16 protein-coding genes are annotated in these 15,506 nt (G+C 62.6%); 5 read left to right on the plus strand and 11 right to left on the minus strand.

Going from position 1 to position 15,506, the window contains the following annotated elements; genetic code table 11:
• Positions 1 to 44 precede the first annotated feature (44 nt).
• Entirely contained in the window at positions 45 to 209 is a 165-nt protein-coding gene (locus KD146_RS15245) for a sulfurtransferase TusA family protein (protein WP_427857119.1), read from the plus strand.
• Between the two features lie 3 nt (positions 210 to 212).
• Here the strand turns inward: KD146_RS15245 and KD146_RS15250 are convergent, their stop codons facing one another.
• Positions 213 to 1,367: a D-alanyl-D-alanine carboxypeptidase family protein gene (locus KD146_RS15250; RefSeq protein ID WP_212659698.1), complete on the minus strand. Its 1,155-nt coding sequence runs from the start codon at positions 1,365 to 1,367 to the stop codon at positions 213 to 215.
• Positions 1,368 to 1,511: 144 nt separating this feature from the next.
• On the opposite strand from KD146_RS15250, the gene KD146_RS15255 reads away from it, so the two are divergent.
• Entirely contained in the window at positions 1,512 to 2,351 is an 840-nt protein-coding gene (locus KD146_RS15255; protein ID WP_212659699.1) for a thermonuclease family protein, read from the plus strand.
• Positions 2,351 to 3,829 (plus strand): M48 family metalloprotease, encoded by a 1,479-nt coding sequence (locus tag KD146_RS15260; protein ID WP_212659700.1) that lies wholly within the window; start codon positions 2,351 to 2,353, stop codon positions 3,827 to 3,829. Before KD146_RS15255 ends, KD146_RS15260 begins: the two co-directional genes overlap by 1 nt.
• Positions 3,830 to 3,845: 16 nt before the next feature.
• Here the strand turns inward: KD146_RS15260 and KD146_RS15265 are convergent, their stop codons facing one another.
• From KD146_RS15265 to KD146_RS15285, 5 genes are all read right to left on the minus strand, one after another.
• The gene (locus KD146_RS15265) at positions 3,846 to 4,037 is read right to left on the minus strand and encodes a Flp family type IVb pilin (RefSeq protein WP_212659701.1); all 192 of its coding nucleotides are present in this window, start codon (positions 4,035 to 4,037) and stop codon (positions 3,846 to 3,848) included.
• Between the two features lie 34 nt (positions 4,038 to 4,071).
• Positions 4,072 to 4,476: a (deoxy)nucleoside triphosphate pyrophosphohydrolase gene (locus KD146_RS15270; RefSeq protein ID WP_212659702.1), complete on the minus strand. Its 405-nt coding sequence runs from the start codon at positions 4,474 to 4,476 to the stop codon at positions 4,072 to 4,074.
• Positions 4,473 to 5,222, minus strand: coding sequence for a GNAT family N-acetyltransferase (locus KD146_RS15275; RefSeq protein ID WP_212659703.1), 750 nt, complete (start codon positions 5,220 to 5,222; stop codon positions 4,473 to 4,475). Before KD146_RS15275 ends, KD146_RS15270 begins: the two co-directional genes overlap by 4 nt.
• Before the next feature lie 2 nt (positions 5,223 to 5,224).
• Positions 5,225 to 6,457, minus strand: a complete 1,233-nt coding sequence (gene argJ, locus KD146_RS15280; protein ID WP_212659704.1) for a bifunctional glutamate N-acetyltransferase/amino-acid acetyltransferase ArgJ — start codon at positions 6,455 to 6,457, stop codon at positions 5,225 to 5,227.
• Positions 6,458 to 6,587: 130 nt separating this feature from the next.
• Positions 6,588 to 6,815, minus strand: coding sequence for a putative antibiotic biosynthesis monooxygenase (locus tag KD146_RS15285; RefSeq protein WP_212659705.1), 228 nt, complete (start codon positions 6,813 to 6,815; stop codon positions 6,588 to 6,590).
• 101 nt (positions 6,816 to 6,916) lie between these two features.
• Between KD146_RS15285 and KD146_RS15290 the strand changes: the two genes are divergently transcribed.
• A complete protein-coding gene (locus KD146_RS15290) occupies positions 6,917 to 7,528 on the plus strand; it encodes a TetR/AcrR family transcriptional regulator (RefSeq protein WP_212659706.1) in 612 nt (203 codons plus the stop codon).
• A gap of 8 nt (positions 7,529 to 7,536) precedes the next feature.
• Here the strand turns inward: KD146_RS15290 and KD146_RS15295 are convergent, their stop codons facing one another.
• Positions 7,537 to 8,430, minus strand: coding sequence for a peptidylprolyl isomerase (locus tag KD146_RS15295; protein WP_212659707.1), 894 nt, complete (start codon positions 8,428 to 8,430; stop codon positions 7,537 to 7,539).
• Between the two features lie 378 nt (positions 8,431 to 8,808).
• Between KD146_RS15295 and secA the strand changes: the two genes are divergently transcribed.
• Positions 8,809 to 11,553, plus strand: coding sequence for a preprotein translocase subunit SecA (secA, locus tag KD146_RS15300; RefSeq protein WP_212659708.1), 2,745 nt, complete (start codon positions 8,809 to 8,811; stop codon positions 11,551 to 11,553).
• A gap of 92 nt (positions 11,554 to 11,645) precedes the next feature.
• Here the strand turns inward: secA and KD146_RS15305 are convergent, their stop codons facing one another.
• From KD146_RS15305 to KD146_RS15320, 4 genes are all read right to left on the minus strand, one after another.
• The gene (locus tag KD146_RS15305) at positions 11,646 to 12,209 is read right to left on the minus strand and encodes a peroxiredoxin family protein (protein ID WP_212659709.1); all 564 of its coding nucleotides are present in this window, start codon (positions 12,207 to 12,209) and stop codon (positions 11,646 to 11,648) included.
• Between the two features lie 28 nt (positions 12,210 to 12,237).
• Positions 12,238 to 13,251 (minus strand): NAD-dependent epimerase/dehydratase family protein, encoded by a 1,014-nt coding sequence (locus KD146_RS15310; RefSeq protein ID WP_212659710.1) that lies wholly within the window; start codon positions 13,249 to 13,251, stop codon positions 12,238 to 12,240.
• Positions 13,244 to 13,828, minus strand: a complete 585-nt coding sequence (locus KD146_RS15315; RefSeq protein WP_212659711.1) for a TetR/AcrR family transcriptional regulator — start codon at positions 13,826 to 13,828, stop codon at positions 13,244 to 13,246. Before KD146_RS15315 ends, KD146_RS15310 begins: the two co-directional genes overlap by 8 nt.
• A gap of 108 nt (positions 13,829 to 13,936) precedes the next feature.
• Complete coding sequence (locus KD146_RS15320; RefSeq protein WP_212659712.1) at positions 13,937 to 15,295, minus strand: MATE family efflux transporter; 1,359 nt, start codon at positions 15,293 to 15,295, stop codon at positions 13,937 to 13,939.
• Between the last annotated feature and the right edge of the window lie 211 nt (positions 15,296 to 15,506).

A 15,506-nucleotide genomic window follows, 5' to 3' on the forward strand; every position in this document is an offset into this window, starting at 1 on the left:
TCATTGATGCACGGGGGCTCAAATGCCCCCTGCCCGTGCTGAAAATGGAAAAGCGCCTTGAGGCCATGGCCTCGGGCGCCACGCTGAACGTTCTGGCCACCGACCCGATGGCGAAGATCGATATCCCGCTGTTTTGCCGTCAGAACGGCCATCAGTGCAGCCTCGTCACCCAGGACGACGCCATCAATTTCAGCATCATCAAGGGCTGAGCCCTAGAGGTTGTTTGGACGCGGCCTCGGGAACGGCGCTGCATTGGTCGCGGCAGCCGCCAAGCTGGGCCGCAAATCGCCTGCAACGGCCTCAGCGCTGACCGGCGCAGCGAACTGCGGCAGATGCGCCGGGCGTGGGCGCGGCAGGCTGACGCCAACCGCGATACGCCCCAGATCGGTTGCCACATAAGAGCGCGGCGGCACCACATCATTGAGATAGCTGGGCTGGCCCGTCAGTCCCATCGGAAAGGCCGCTTCCTGCGCCGCGACATAGGCCTTGGCTTCCTTGCCGCAGATCTGGGCCCGCATATCGACCGGTGGCACGCCCGGATTATTGGCCAGGGTCAGCACCTGCTGGCCGGTCGACCGCACCGCGCCGGAAAAACCGCGCAGGATCAGTTCAGCCGCCCGTTCATTGCGCTCGCGCGCAGATGAGCCGCCCAGCACGATGGCCATCAGATTGCGGCCATTGCGCTCGACCGTGGCCACCATGTTCAGCCCCGAGGCACAGACAAAGCCGGTCTTCATGCCCGTCGTGCCCGCAAAGCTGGTCAGCAGGCTGTTATTGGATTCCAGATTGGCCTTGCCCAGCCGCACAACATCGGTGCCGAACAGCGGCAGATATTGCGGAAAGCTCTGCCGGATATAGAGCGCCAGCACCGCCAGATCACGCGCCGAGGTGTACTGGTCGGGATCGTGCAACCCGTTGGGATTGGTGAAATGGGTCGCCGTCAGCCCCATGCGTGCCGCCGCGTCATTCATCTTGGCAACAAACCCCGCTTCGCTGCCACCCACGGTTTCCGCGATCGCCATGGAAACGTCATTGGCCGATTTGACCACCATGATGTAGAGCGCGTCTTTCAGGGTCAGACCGCTGCCCGCGGGCAGGCTGGTCTTGGAGGGCGCCTGACCGGCTGCCTTTTTGGACAGCACCACCGGGGTATCAAGCGTCATATTGCCCTTGGCAATTTCCTCGAAGGTGACATAGGCGCTCATCATCTTGGTCAGCGAGGCCGGATGCCAGGGCTGGCCAGCCTCCTGCGCATAGAGCACTTCGAGCGTGTCCATATCGACCAGCAGCATCGGATTGGCGTGTGCACGACCCAGGCTGAGCAGGGCAAGCAGCGCCACAAGGGCAAGTCGGCGGACAATCGACAAAGCGGAACGGCTCCGAAAAATGCGGTATTGAAAACCCGCCCCTCTTACCAGCGCCACCGCTCTGGCTCAACCGAGCCGGGGCGCTGCTGACAGGCTTTTGAAGCCATGAACGCATGGTAATGATTTTTTGCCGTATTTGGGTGCATGGTGAACGAAATCTTTCCGGGGCCCGATTTGCTCAATACCAGTCTTGTCCAGCTTGCCACGCTCGCGGCGCTCTCATCGGTGTCCACTGCAACCATCGCCTGTCCCGCACTGGACATGGTGGCGGGCGGCACCGTCGTGGAAGTGACCGATGGCGACACCATCGTGCTCAATGACGGCCGGGTGGTGCGCATGATCGGCACCCAGGCACCAAAACTGCCACTGGGCCGCGATGGCTTTGACACCTGGCCAATGGGTCCCGAGGCCAAGGCCGCCCTCGAGGTCATGGTGCTCAACAAGACGGTGCAGCTGGGTTATGGCGGTGAAAAGATCGACCGCTATGACCGCCAGCTGGCCCATGTCTTCGTCGACACGCCGGACGGGCCCACCTGGGCCCAGCACGCCATGGTCGCCATGGGACTGGCCCGCGTCTATTCCTTCCCAGACAACCGTCAATGTCTCGATTTGTTGTTCGCTGCCGAGGGCCGCGCCCGTCTGTCTGGCCTTGGCATCTGGCGCGATCCCTATTACAGCGTGCGTGCGGCGGACGCGCCTGGTGACCTGCTCACCAAGGCGGGCCATTACGAACTTGTCGAAGGCAGAATTCTGCACGCCGAGCATCGCGGCGGGCGGGCTTACCTCAATTTTGGCCGGATCTGGAAGCAAGACTTCACCGCCGTGATTGAAGCGCCCGGGTTGAAACTGTTCAAGGCGGCCGGCGTTGATCCGCTGGTGCTCGAAGGGGCGTTCGTGCGCATACGAGGATGGGTGGATGACCGGGATGGTCCACGCATCGAGATCACCCATCCCGAACAGCTTGAGGTTCTGGCGACACGATGATGGGCAAGGGGCATATCGCGAAGGGTTTGCGCAACGGGCTGATGGCCGTGTCGCTGCTGGCGCTTGCCGCCTGCACGACCCTGACCAGCTCCAACATTGCGGTCAGCCAGACCGGCGACCGCCCTGCGCCCACCGTGGTGCCCGAAGGCACCGATCCCGATGACGCGGTGATCGGCCGACGCGAACACCCGCGCATCATCGCCGCCTATGGCGGGGTCTATTCCGACCGGCCCGCCGAAATCATGGTGGCCCGCATTGTCGGCCGCCTTCTCGATGCTGCCGACCAGCCCAATGCCCAGTTCCAGGTGACCATTCTGGACAGCTCCGAGGTCAATGCCTTCGCGCTGCCCGGTGGCTATATCTATGTAACGCGCGGCATCCTGGCGCTGGCCTCCGACACCAGCGAACTGGCAGCCGTGCTGGCCCATGAAATCGCCCACGTCACCCTGCGCCATGCCCGGGCCCGCACCGACCGTACCCGCACCACCGCCATTGTCGACCGCGTCATTACCAGCGTGTTCGGTGGCGACACCTCTACCGACGCTACCGCCAGCCGCACCCGCGAGTCGCTGGCCGCCTTCGGCCAGAGCCAGGAGCTCGAGGCCGATCGCGAAGGCATCAAGTTTTCCGGCAAGGCCGGCTATGACCCGCAGGCCGCCGCCCGCTTCCTGGGCGTGATGAGCCGCTTTGCCACTTTCTCGGCCGGCGCTGGCAAGGACAATGAGGGCTTCTTGTCCTCCCATCCCTCCACCCCTGCCCGCATTCAGAAGGCCATCGACACCGCCCGCTCCATGTTCGGCAAGCCGGGCCTGGGTGAGGTCGACCGCGCCGGCTATCTGGCCTCGATCGCGGGCCTGACCTTTGGTGACAGCCCCGCCCAGGGCTCGATCATTGGCCGCCAATTCGTACATCCGGCATCCAAATTCACCTTCACCGTGCCGCAGGGCTATACGCTGCAGAACTCCCAGAGCGCGGTTGTCGGCGTGGCGGGCGATGGCGAGGCCGTGCGCTTTGACAGCGCCGATGTGCAGCCCAACGTGGCGCTGACCGACTATCTCAAATCGGGCTGGATCGCCGGCCTCAAGACCGACAGCGTCTCCAGCCAGACCCATAACGGCATCGAGATGGCGACCGGTCTGGCCCAGACCGATCAGTGGTTCTTCCGCGTCTCGGTAATGCGCCTGGATGGCCAGGTCTATCGCTTCATCTTTGCCGCCAAGGCCGACAGCACCCGCTTTGCCCAGGGTGCCGCCTCCACGCTCGAAAGCTTCCGCCGCACCACGGCCAGCGACATTTCGGGCATTCGCAAGGTGGCAATCCGCATCGTCACGGCCAAGGCTGGCGACACCGCCGATTCACTGGCCCGCCAGATGAGCGCGCTCAGTCGGGGCAGCGATCTGTTCTACATCATCAACGACCTCTACCCCGGCGATCCCGTTACGGTCGGCGAGCAGTACAAGGTCGTGACGCTGCAATAATGCGTCTGCTCGACTGTTAGTTCAGGGAATTGGCGCCGCTGCTGATTGAATTGGCCGCGCCATTGTTGAACAGGCCCTGCAGCCCGTTGCCGAGCGTGGCGAATGTGCCAACGATGGCGATCCCGATCAGCGCTGCCAGCAAGGCATATTCCATTGCCGTTGCGCCCGATTCGTCATCGATGAACGCCGTAATACTCGCCTTCAGCATGCTCGCTCTCCAGAAGCGTGACCCCCACAACGGGCTAGAGCAGATCACACAGGGCGGCGATCAGCGGCTCGTCGGCCGGCGGCATTGGATAGTCCCGCAGGGCCTGCGGCCGCACCCATTTAAGTGCGGTATGCTCCCTGGGCTCCGGTGTACCCTGCCATTTTCGGCAGACGTAAACTGGCATCAACAGGTGAAATTTCTCGTAAGAGTGGCTGGCGAAGGATAGCGGTGCCAGACAGGCGGTCTTGGTGGACACGCCCAACTCTTCTTCAAGCTCGCGGATCAACGCGGCTTCGGGCGTCTCGCCCGGCTCGACCTTGCCGCCGGGAAACTCCCACAGCCCGCCCATGGAGCCGCCCGGCGGGCGTTGGGCAATCAGTACGCGCCGGTCCGCATCAACCAGCACACAGGCGACCACGAGCAGAATGGACTGGCTCATAAGCCCCCCGGAAGACGATAGTGATAATCATATTGATAGGCGTAGCCCAGGCCCTGATAGAGCGCCTGCGCCCCGACATTGTCGGCCTGCACATTGAGCGCGGCAATCCGCGCGCCCGCCCCATAGGCCCAGGCATGACCCGTCCGCATCATCGCGGCGGCGTGGCCTTTGCGGCGCTGGCCGGGATCGGTCACCACATTGCCGGTGACCACAATATCATCGGCAATCGCCATCAGCCCTGAGGCCACCGGCACACCGGCATCATTGCGCAGCACAATGCCACGCGCCGGCACGGTCAGCACCGCCAGCAACCCCTTCAGACCGGCCTGCCGGGCCTCGGAATAACCTGCCAGCCGCTGGTGGATCGCCAGATAGTCCGGATCAAACACATCATAGGTCTGGCCACCCGGCTCGGGCGCGCCCGGGGTCAGCGTCATGGCGTACTGATAGCTGGCGTCAAGACTGCCCCAGCCCTGGGCATCCAGCGCCGCGATTATGCCGGGCCCCGCCAATGGCGTGATGCGAAATACCGGCGGCAGGCCACGGGCGCCGAACCAGTCGATCGCGGCCGCCAGCCGGGCGGGTGCATTGGCGTCATCAGCAATGTCGAGGCTCTGCACCGAATTGGCGCGCTTGGTGTAGCCATTGGTGGCCCGGCGCACCCAGGCGCCATCCCACTCAACCTCGATCCCCGGCCACGCCTTCAGCCCGGCCTGCTCGAACACCGCAGCACTGGGCAATGCCATGCCTAGCTCCGGTAGTCGCCATTAATGGTGATATAGCCATGGGTCAGATCACAGGTATAGACCGTGGCCCGCCCCTCGCCGAGCGCCAGACTGACGGTGAGCTCGAGATCCTCGCCCTTCATATAGGCGCTGGTGGCAGCCTCGTCATAGATCGGGGCGCGCTCGCCATTCTTGGCGACCAGCAGATCACCGAAGCGGATCGAGAGCTTGTCGCGATCAGCGGGCTCACCCGCCTTGCCCACAGCCATCACCACACGACCCCAATTGGCGTCCTCGCCGGCAATGGCAGTTTTGACCAGCGGGGAATCTGCAATCGACTTGGCGATGCGGAAGGCGCTGGCATCGTCGACCGCTCCCTCGACATGCACAGAGACCTGCTTGGTGGCGCCTTCGCCGTCGCGCACCACCTGAATGGCCAGATCAAACAGCACATCACGCAGCGCTTCGCCAAAGGTCTCGGCGCGCGGATCATCCAGGCTCTCGATCGGCTCGACCGCCGCCTTGCCGGTGGCAAAGGCCAGCAGCGTATCGGAAGTGGAGGTGTCGCTATCAACGGTGACCGCATTGAAGCTGGTGGCTACGTGACGGCTCAGCAGGGCCTGCAGCACGGGCGCGGCAATTGGCATGTCGGTGACCACAAAGCTGAGCATGGTCGCCATATCGGGCGCGATCATGCCGCTGCCCTTGGCGATGCCGTTGATCTTGACCTCGACGCCGTCGATCTCAAGGATCGCGCCATAAAGCTTGGGGAAGGTATCGGTTGTCATGATGGCCTTGGCCGGGTCCATCCACGGACCATCGCCCAGCCGGGTCGCCATGGTATCGAGCACACCTTCGAACTTGTTGGCATCAAGCGGCTCGCCGATCACTCCGGTCGAGGCCAGGAAGATCTCAGCGGTGCTGCAGCCCAGCGCCTTGGCGGCCAGTTCGGCCGTCAGCGCCACGCTCTGCGCGCCCTTGGCGCCGGTAAAGGCATTGGCATTGCCCGAATTGACCACCAGGCCGCGCGCCAGGCCGCCGGGCAGATTGGCCTTGCACCAATCCACCGCCGCTGACGAGCATTTCGATTTGGTGACCACCCCGGCCGCCGTGGTGCCCGCGTCAAACGCCATCAGCAGCACATCAGTGCGGTTCTTGTACTTGATGCCCGCCTCGGCAGTGGCAAAGCGCACGCCATCAATGGCGGGCAGTTCCGGATAGGATTTTGGAGCGAGCGGAGAAACCGGATGGGCCATCGGGCGGAACCTTGTTGCGAGCAGACAGGCTTTTGGTGTGCCCCAAACATGCGCCATTCGCAAGACGGCGCGAGATACACCGCGCCGGAAGCTGAAGGGGACGTCTGCCCTGACGCCCAGGGCTGCGTCGTCAGGCGGCTGGCTGACGCCCCGCGATGAAGGCGCCAAAGCGGCGATTGATGAACGGCACCACGGCCAGCACGATTGTCGCCGACATCATGGGCACCAGGATCAGACTGCGCTGCCAGATGGTCCAGCCAGTCGTCAGAGGCATCAGAACGTAAAGATAGAGCGTCACCACAGGATAGACGGCCAGGGTCATCATCAGGGTCAGGCGAAGGCGGGCAGCAAGAGACATCTGTCATCTCCCAATTGAAACGGTACGTTTCGTTATGTAACGGAACGACACGTTTCGTTCAAGTCCTTTTCTTCGGTACCGAATTGCCCGATATTGTGTCCATGAGCACGCCAGAGCCCGAACCCGAAGACCGCCGCCGTTCCATCGGCGCCCGCCGCAGTCCCGAGACCGAGGCCGCCATTCTGATGGCGGCCGAAGCCATCGTGACCGAAGCCGGCATTGCCGGGTTTTCCATCGAGGCGGTGGCCAAGCGCGCCCGCGCCGGCAAGCCCACCATCTATAAGTGGTGGCCCAACAAGACAGCCCTGCTGCTTGATGTCTATCATCGGCAAAAGCCCGCCAATGTGCACAGCGACACCGGGTCAGTTGAAGAGGACCTGCTGGTTTTCCTGACCGGAATTTTTGCCCATTGGGGCGATAGCGGCGCTGGCCAGATCTTTCGCTACGTCATTGCCGAGGCCCAGCGCGACGCCACCGCTGCAGCGGCACTGGCCGAATATGCCCGCGAACGGCGCAAGCAGACCGGCACGATCTTCGCGCGGGGCGTGGAGCGGGGCGAACTGGCCGACGATATTGATGTGGGACTGGCCGCCGATATGGTGGCGGGCTTTATCTGGCAGCGCCTGCTCACCGAGCGGCTCGAACGGGACCCGGCAAGACTGCGGCAGGTGGCCCGGCAGATGGTCCGGGGGCTCAGCGCCCCCGGGACCTGAACCAGGTTTTACTGCGCTGGTGCTTCGGTTTCGGTCTGTGCGTCCACCGCTGCGGACAGCTCGGCATCCGGAATATCGATCGCCACGCCTTCCATCAGCTTGGCAACCGTGTCGTCAAATGTGGTCATCAGCAATTGCTGCTGCAGCTGCGGGGCCACCTGCTCGAACGCTGGCGGCGCGGAATCGCGCTTTTCTTCCAGACGAATGACGTGCCAGCCGAACTGGCTCTGCACGGGCTCGGACACCTGACCGATCTCGGTCAGTCCATATGCGGCCGTCTCGAACGGCGCGACCATCATGCCCTTGCCGAAAAAGCCCAGATCGCCGCCATTGGCCGCGCCCGGATCAATCGACTTTTCCTTGGCCAGCGTGGCGAAGTCAGCGCCGCCATCCAGCTCGGCCTTGACGGCCTGGGCTTCTTCCTCGGTCGGCACCAGAATGTGGCTGGCGCGGATTTCCGGGCTCGGCTGGAAGTCGGCAACCAGCTTGTCATATTCAGCGCGCACGGCTTCTTCGGTCACGCCCTGGGCAATGGTCTCGGCGAAATAGGCGCGGCGCAGCGAACGGTCCTGCAGATATTGCAGGCGCTGCTTGAACAGGGGGGTGTCAGCCATGCCCGCCGCTTCGCCAGCCTTGGCCATCACCTTCATGTCGATCAGCACCCGCACCAGAAACGGCTTGCGCTGCTCTGGAGGCATTTGCTGCAACTCCTGCGCCAGATCTTCGGCGGCAAACCCCAGATCGGCCTCGGTGATGGGCGAACCGTCAACCGTGGCCACCACGGTTTCGGGCATGACAGCGGCCGGCGCGTCCTGCGCCATGGACGGCGTCAGCGCGGTGCCAGCCATCATTGCGGCAATCACGCCAGCGGTGCAGGCGAGGCGCATGGGGGAAAATTTCATGGGGTCGATCTCCTTGGCCGGCGCTGTTGCAGCGCGTCCCGGCGCGTTGGTGACTGGCAGATTGTGCCATTGAATATTTGCTTGGCTGGCTGACACCCTAAGGCGGCCAAATTGTGCCACGCCCCATTTCGTCAGCAACCAAAGGGCTCCGAGCCCCGTTTCTGCCCGGATTCCGGCAGGCCAAGGCAGGTGTCGCTGATTTCGGCGACGTTGACAAGACAAGGGCCCGCTCTTACATCTCACGCGCTTTTCCGCCGCCCGGCGGGGATACATAAATTCAAAGCCGGAAAGGCTTTCTCATCGCGCTGACGATGGCCTGGCGGGGCCCATCCGCACCCCCGACCGCGCCCCCGATGAGTAAATCGAAGGACCTGACACATGGCACTAGCTGCGCTCGCCCGGCGGATTTTCGGGTCTACATCGGATCGGCACGTCAAACGCTATCAGGGCAAAGTCACTGCCATCAATGCACTCGAAGCCGAGCTTGAAAAACTCAGCGACGAGCAGCTGCAGGCCCGCACTGCCGAGTTCAAGGCGCAGCTCGAAAAGGGCGCTGATCTCGACGATTTGATCGTCCCCGCTTTTGCCACGGTGCGTGAAGCCTCCAAGCGCGTGCTTGGCCTGCGCCACTTCGACGTGCAGCTGATCGGCGGCATGGTGATGAATGAGCGCGGCATTGCCGAAATGCGCACCGGTGAAGGCAAGACGCTGGTGGCAACCCTGCCCATGTATCTCAATGCCCTGACCGGCAAGGGCACTCACCTGGTCACCGTCAACGACTATCTGGTCAAGCGCGACGCCGCCTGGATGGGCCAGATCTACAATTTCCTCGGTCTGACCACCGGCACCATTGTGCACGGCATGACCGATATGGAGCGCAAGCAGGCTTACGCTGCCGACATCACCTACGGCACCAACAATGAGCTCGGCTTCGACTATCTGCGCGACAACATGAAATATACCCGCGATCAGATGGTGCAGCGCGGCCACGCCTTTGCCATCGTCGACGAGGTCGACTCCATCCTGATCGACGAGGCGCGCACGCCGTTGATCATTTCGGGTCCGTCCGAGGATCGCTCTACGCTTTACACCACTATCGACGCGCTGATGCCCATCATCGAAGAGGGCGATTTCGAGCTCGATGAAAAGCAGCGCTCGGCGACCTTCACCGATGCCGGCATTGAAAAGCTCGAGGCCAAGCTGGCCGAGGATGGGCTGCTGAAGTCCGATTCCATGTACGACGTGGAAAACGTCGCCCTGGTGCACCACGCCAATTCGGCGCTGCGGGCCCACAAGCTGTTCCGCAAGGACAAGGACTATATCGTCCGCAACGACGAAGTCGTGATCATCGACGAGTTCTCCGGCCGCATGATGCCGGGCCGCCGCTACTCCGAGGGCCTGCATCAGGCGCTTGAAGCCAAGGAACACGTCAAGATCCAGCCAGAAAACCAGACCCTGGCCTCGATCACCTTCCAGAACTATTTCCGCCTCTATGACAAGCTGGCCGGCATGACCGGTACCGCCGCCACCGAGGCCGAGGAATTCGCCGATATCTACAAGCTCGACGTGGTGACCATCCCCACCAACGTGCCGGTGCAGCGTATCGATGACGAAGACGCCATCTTCCGCACCGCGGAGGAAAAATTCGAGGCCATCGCCAATCTGATCAAGGAATGTCAGGACCGCGGCCAGCCCGTGCTGGTAGGCACCACCTCGATCGAAAAGTCCGAAATGCTGGCCGAACTGCTCCGCCAGAAGAATGTCGGCACCATGAACGTGCTCAATGCGCGTCACCATGAGCAGGAAGCCCACATCGTGGCCGATGCCGGTCTGCCCGGCGCCATCACCATTGCCACCAACATGGCTGGTCGCGGCACCGACATCCAGCTCGGCGGCAATCTCGAAATGCGCATCGAAAAGGAAGCCGCTGATCTTGAAGGCGCCGAACGCGAGGCCAAGATCGAAGAGATCAAGCGCACCATTGCCGAGGAAAAAGCCAAGGCGCTAGCCGCTGGCGGTCTGATGGTGATTGGCACCGAGCGCCATGAAAGCCGCCGTATCGATAACCAGCTGCGTGGCCGTTCCGGCCGTCAGGGCGATCCGGGTCATTCCGCCTTCTTCCTGAGCCTGCAGGATGACCTGATGCGCATCTTCCCGGTCGACAGCATGGATTCCATGCTCGGCAAGCTGGGTCTGGAACAGGGCGAATCGATCACCCACCCATGGGTGTCCAAGGCCATCGAACGCGCCCAGGGCAAGGTCGAGGCGCGCAACTTCGATATCCGCAAGAACATCCTGAAATACGACGACGTGATGAACGATCAGCGCAAGGTGATCTTCGAACAGCGCCTCGAAATGATGGACGCCGAAGATATCAGCGAAATCGTCATCGATATGCGCCACGACGTGGTCGCCAATATCGTGTCCAAGGCCATCCCCGCCCGCTCCTATCCCGAGCAGTGGAAGGCCGAGCAGCTGCAGGCAGCCGCCAAGACCTATCTCAATATCGACGTACCCGTCATTGAGTGGGCGGCCGAGGAAGGCATCGACGCCGAAATCGTCACCGAGCGCCTGCTCGCTGCCGCCGACGAACACGCTGCCGCCAAGGAAGCCCGCACCATCACCGCCATGGAAGCGGCTGGCTCGTCCAACCCAACCGTGATGCGTCAGGTGGAAAAATCCATCGTCCTGCAGTCCATTGACGGGTTGTGGCGCGAGCATCTGGTCACGCTTGATCACCTGTCCAAGGTGGTGGGCTGGCGCGGCATCGCCCAGCGCGATCCGCTCAGCGAATACAAGCAGGAAGCCTATGAGCTGTTCCAGAGCCTGCTGGAGAACCTGCGCGAGCTGGTGACCACGCAGCTCAGCCATGTCGAACTGCAGCCCCGCCCGGTTGCGCCGCCGACAGCTGATCTGAGCGCCCTGCGCGAAACCCATATCGATCCGCTGACCGGTGAAAACGACGCCGATGGTGGCGATACCGTCGCCGATTCGCTGGGTGCCACTGGCGGCGATCCGTCGCTCAAGCCCATCGATCCAGCCCTGCTGGTCGGCGTGTCGCGCAACGCGCCCTGCCCCTGTGGCTCGGGCAAGAAGTTCAAGCACTGCCACGGCCAGTTCTAGGCCAGGCCTAGGGCACAAGCCGGCGTCAAAATGCAATATGGGCACCAACCACGCGGTTGGTGCCCATATGTTTTCGGAAACGCTGAAGTCAGCTAGACCGCGATCAGCCTGCTGGCGCTCTGTCTGGCCGCAAAGGCATCGACCTCTTCAAATGGCAGGTGATCAGCGGCATCGGTGCCGTAATAGCACCGCACCAGCCGACCATTCTCGTCGATCAGGAAATCGGCTGGCAGCCGGTTAAGCGGGCCAGAAAAACTGGTCGGGAAATAACCGCGCATGATGGCCTTGATCACCACGTCCAGCTTGAGGCTGGCCATGAAAAACCCACCCCAGCTCTTCTCCACCCCAAAACGGCGGTAATGGGTCATGGGCGCATCTGGAATGATGGGGAACGGCGCATCCTGCCGCCCGACATAGCGCCCGATTTCCTCGGCCGAAGACTGAAACACCGCCAGTACCTCAAGCCCCTGCGCAGCCCATTCGGCATGGCGTCGGGTCATGGCATTGACCCGCATATTGCAGAGCGGACAGGCCGCGTAGCGATAGAACGACAGCATCACCTTGCGCCCTCGCAAAGCCGCCAGCGAAATCGGCTCGCCAAAGCTGTCCACAGTGTCGAAATGCGGCGCGCGCGCGCCCTCAACCAGTCTCGTCATAATATTCTCCCGTGCCCAAGCGGCACACTTAGGCCAGTGCCTGCGTCAGTGCCGGCCAGGCAAATCCAGTCTTGCGACGCTCTTCAACCGCCCTGGTGATGGCTTGTCGCCAATCCCCGCTGGGCCGGTAGCCCAGTGCCGAGCAGGCATGCTCTATGGGGGTGTTCCAGTCTTCGCTGACATGCACCAGCGAGCGGGTCAGAAACGGGGTGCGGGTAGGCAGCGTCTCCATCAGCGCCCCGAACAGATAGCCCGCCCAGTAAGGCACCGCATAAAGCGGCTTGGGCACCCCGGCCACAGCCGCGATATGGCTAAACACCTCGCGCAGGCTGGGCAACGCGCCGCTATGAATATTGAAGCTCTCATAGGGCGCCAGACCCGGCGTGGTTGCGGCCAGGGCAAAGGCCTGCCCCATATCCTCGCCGGTCACCAGCGCCATGCGCGCCTTACCATTGCCCAGCCACGGCACCAGCCGTGTCTTGAGCCGCGGAATGACTGCGGGCACAAAGCCCACCCGATTGCCCGGTCCGATGAAATGGCCCAGCCGCATATTGACCATGCCGCTGACAGGGCTGGCCAGCGCCCGCATGTGGTGATCAATATCGATCAGCATATCCAGGTGCGGCCAGAATCCGGTTTTGCGCATGGGACTGAAATCATCGACTTCGCCCCCCTTGCCTGGCAATTGGCCCACCACCAGCGTCGAGGCCAGCAGGAACCGCCCCACCCCCGCTTCCGCTGCCAGATCGATCAGATCCATGGTGGGTTCAAGGAACAGCCGGCGCTCCTCATCTTCATGGCCCCAGAAGGCTCCCCAGGTGCCCGCATGGCAGATGGCATCGACACCCTCGACCAGACTTTTGCGATAGCCCGGATCGGTCAGATCGCCCTGGCGAACCGCTCCATCGAACCAGTCTGGCAGTTTTTCCGGGGAGCGGCAGGCCGCAATGGTGGTGATGCCCCTGTCACGCAGGGCCGCCAGAATATGGGCACCCAGGAAGCCCGTGGCACCGGTGACCAGCACCGTGTTGATCTCAGTCATGACTGGTTCCTCCTGCGTGTTGATCGATCTGCAGCAAAATTTCGGACACCACCTCACTGATGTGATCGGTGTCGCCAGTGGCGTGGGCGAGCATGGCGGCGCCTTCAAGATCACGCACCATTTTGCGCCCGGCCAAACGGGCCGCCTCGGGCGCCAGCCCCAGATTGACAAAATGCCCCGCGGCCCAGTCGCACAATTGGGAAAACACTTGCCCGACATCGCCCGTACCGGCCTGCTGCTTCTTGCCCAGTTGTGCCACCAGCGTGCCGATGGGACAGCCATGGCGCGCCAGACTATCGGTCTGCTCGGCGGTCATATTGGCAAAGGCGCGCAGTGCCAGCCGGGAATCGCCCAGCCCGTCCCACTCCGTGCGCAACTGCTCAAAGCGTCGGTGGATCCTCCCCACCGCGGCGTCGACCATGTCGTCGCGTGATTTGAAATAATAGTAGAGGCTGCCCAGCGGCATCTTGGCCGCTTCGGCCACATTGGCCAGCGTCAGCCCAGCCAGGCCGCGCTCATAGGCAACCTGCGACGCCGCTTTCCAAAGTGCCTCACTCTTGTTTGCCCGTGCTGCCATGCCATGCCTCCAATACTAAGTAAGTTATCTTACTTGGTTCCAGTGGAGTCAAGTCCACAAAAAAAGGCCCGGATAATGCCGGGCCTTTTGAACGTGCTGCGAAAGGGTCTAAACCAATGCAGTAATGGTCTTTTTCTTCCAGACAAAGAAGTACCAGCCAGCCTGCAGCACCAGCATCATCAGGAAACTGGCGGCATAGGCGACCCAGATACCGGTCAGCCCCAAACTCGTCTGGCTCAGCCAGACCGCACCGGGCAGCTCGATCAGCAGGATGCAGGCCATCGACAGCGCCATGGGCGCCAGCACCGTGCCGCTCGAGCGCATCACGCCCGAAAACACCACGCTGCCCCCAAAGGCGACAATGCTCCACAGCACCACATGCAGCAGCGTTTCGGTGACCGCGATCACCGATGGATCGGTGATGAACAGCGCCACCAGCCGTTCGCTGAACAGATAGGCCATCAGCACCAGCGTACCGGTAATGATCAGGTTGAGCACGAAGCCGGTGCGGGTGATCCGGTCCAGCTGGTCGATCTGACCCGCCCCGATCGCCTGCGCCCCGAAAATCGATGCAGCAATGCCGATCGACATGGCGGGAAACTGCACATAGCTCATCACCTGCCCCAGCGCGCCATAGGCCGCAGTGGCCTCCGAGCCGAAGCGGTTGACCAGCCCGACAATGACAATGCCCGAAACCGCCGAGACCACCATTTGCAGCCCGGCCGGCACGCCAAGCCGCAAGATCAGGCCGAGCAGCTTGAAGTCCGGCTTGAGCATGGCGCCCAGCAGCACCGCATCAGGCGCCAGCGGCATCTTGCGGGCGCGCATATAGATCAGCAGAAAGCTCAGCACCGTCAGGAAGCCGCAGACAAACGCCACCGCGGCCGCATTGACCCCCAGCTGTGGCAGCCCCACCCAGCCCAGGATCAGCGCCGGGGTCACCACCATGGTGACCATCAGCGACAGGATCAGCGAGAACAGCGGCGTGATGGTATCGCCCACCCCGCGCAGCACCGAGGTGACCACGATGAAAACGAAAAAGCCCGGCATGCTGATCAGCATGATGCGCGCATAGCCCACCGCCAGGGTCCGGATGTTTTCCGGTGCGCCCAGCACCGCCATGATCTGCTCGGTAAACAGCCCGCCGACAAGCGAGACCACCAGCCCCAGCGCAATGGCTGCCGACAGTGTCGTGCCGGCCACCTGCTTGACCTTGACCAGATTGCGCGCGCCCCAGGCCTGACCAATCAATACGGTCGAGCCCGAAGACAGCCCGATGATAAAGCTGAGCAGGAAGAACAGGATCGGGAAAAACACCGCTACCGCGGCCAGCGCATCAACACCCACCAGCTGCCCGACATAGATCGCGTTCACCGTGCCCGAAAGCGCCTGCAGGATATTGGCCGCCATCAGCGGCACAAGGAAGACGGCAAATCGCTGCCAGAGAGGGCGAGATTGCACTGTCATGAAAAAGCTCCGGGAACCTGACGCTGCAACGCCATCAGGCACAATGCTGATGGCCGGCGCCAACTCAATACGTTTCAAACCGCTCTTGGACCACGGCCAGCAACAGTCAATCTGGTCCGACCGGCCTCGTCACTAGGCCCGCCACCACAAGGCGTCAATCGCCATGTCGCTATCACGCTGGCCAATGGGGGCCATCACCACTTGTCATCGC

The organism is Devosia litorisediminis, assembly GCF_018334155.1.
Classification (GTDB): Bacteria; Pseudomonadota; Alphaproteobacteria; order Rhizobiales; family Devosiaceae; genus Devosia; species Devosia litorisediminis.

Coding starts and splice junctions, on each gene's coding strand:
- KD146_RS15245 (WP_427857119.1), top strand. CDS start 45: ATGGAAAAGCGCCTTGAGGCCATGGCCTCGGGCGCCACGCTGAACGTT.
- KD146_RS15255 (WP_212659699.1), top strand. CDS start 1,512: ATGGTGAACGAAATCTTTCCGGGGCCCGATTTGCTCAATACCAGTCTT.
- KD146_RS15260 (WP_212659700.1), top strand. CDS start 2,351: ATGGGCAAGGGGCATATCGCGAAGGGTTTGCGCAACGGGCTGATGGCC.
- KD146_RS15265 (WP_212659701.1), bottom strand. CDS start 4,037: ATGCTGAAGGCGAGTATTACGGCGTTCATCGATGACGAATCGGGCGCA.
- KD146_RS15270 (WP_212659702.1), bottom strand. CDS start 4,476: ATGAGCCAGTCCATTCTGCTCGTGGTCGCCTGTGTGCTGGTTGATGCG.
- KD146_RS15275 (WP_212659703.1), bottom strand. CDS start 5,222: ATGGCATTGCCCAGTGCTGCGGTGTTCGAGCAGGCCGGGCTGAAGGCG.
- argJ (WP_212659704.1), bottom strand. CDS start 6,457: ATGGCCCATCCGGTTTCTCCGCTCGCTCCAAAATCCTATCCGGAACTG.
- KD146_RS15285 (WP_212659705.1), bottom strand. CDS start 6,815: ATGTCTCTTGCTGCCCGCCTTCGCCTGACCCTGATGATGACCCTGGCC.
- KD146_RS15290 (WP_212659706.1), top strand. CDS start 6,917: ATGAGCACGCCAGAGCCCGAACCCGAAGACCGCCGCCGTTCCATCGGC.
- KD146_RS15295 (WP_212659707.1), bottom strand. CDS start 8,430: ATGAAATTTTCCCCCATGCGCCTCGCCTGCACCGCTGGCGTGATTGCC.
- secA (WP_212659708.1), top strand. CDS start 8,809: ATGGCACTAGCTGCGCTCGCCCGGCGGATTTTCGGGTCTACATCGGAT.
- KD146_RS15305 (WP_212659709.1), bottom strand. CDS start 12,209: ATGACGAGACTGGTTGAGGGCGCGCGCGCGCCGCATTTCGACACTGTG.
- KD146_RS15310 (WP_212659710.1), bottom strand. CDS start 13,251: ATGACTGAGATCAACACGGTGCTGGTCACCGGTGCCACGGGCTTCCTG.
- KD146_RS15315 (WP_212659711.1), bottom strand. CDS start 13,828: ATGGCAGCACGGGCAAACAAGAGTGAGGCACTTTGGAAAGCGGCGTCG.
- KD146_RS15320 (WP_212659712.1), bottom strand. CDS start 15,295: ATGACAGTGCAATCTCGCCCTCTCTGGCAGCGATTTGCCGTCTTCCTT.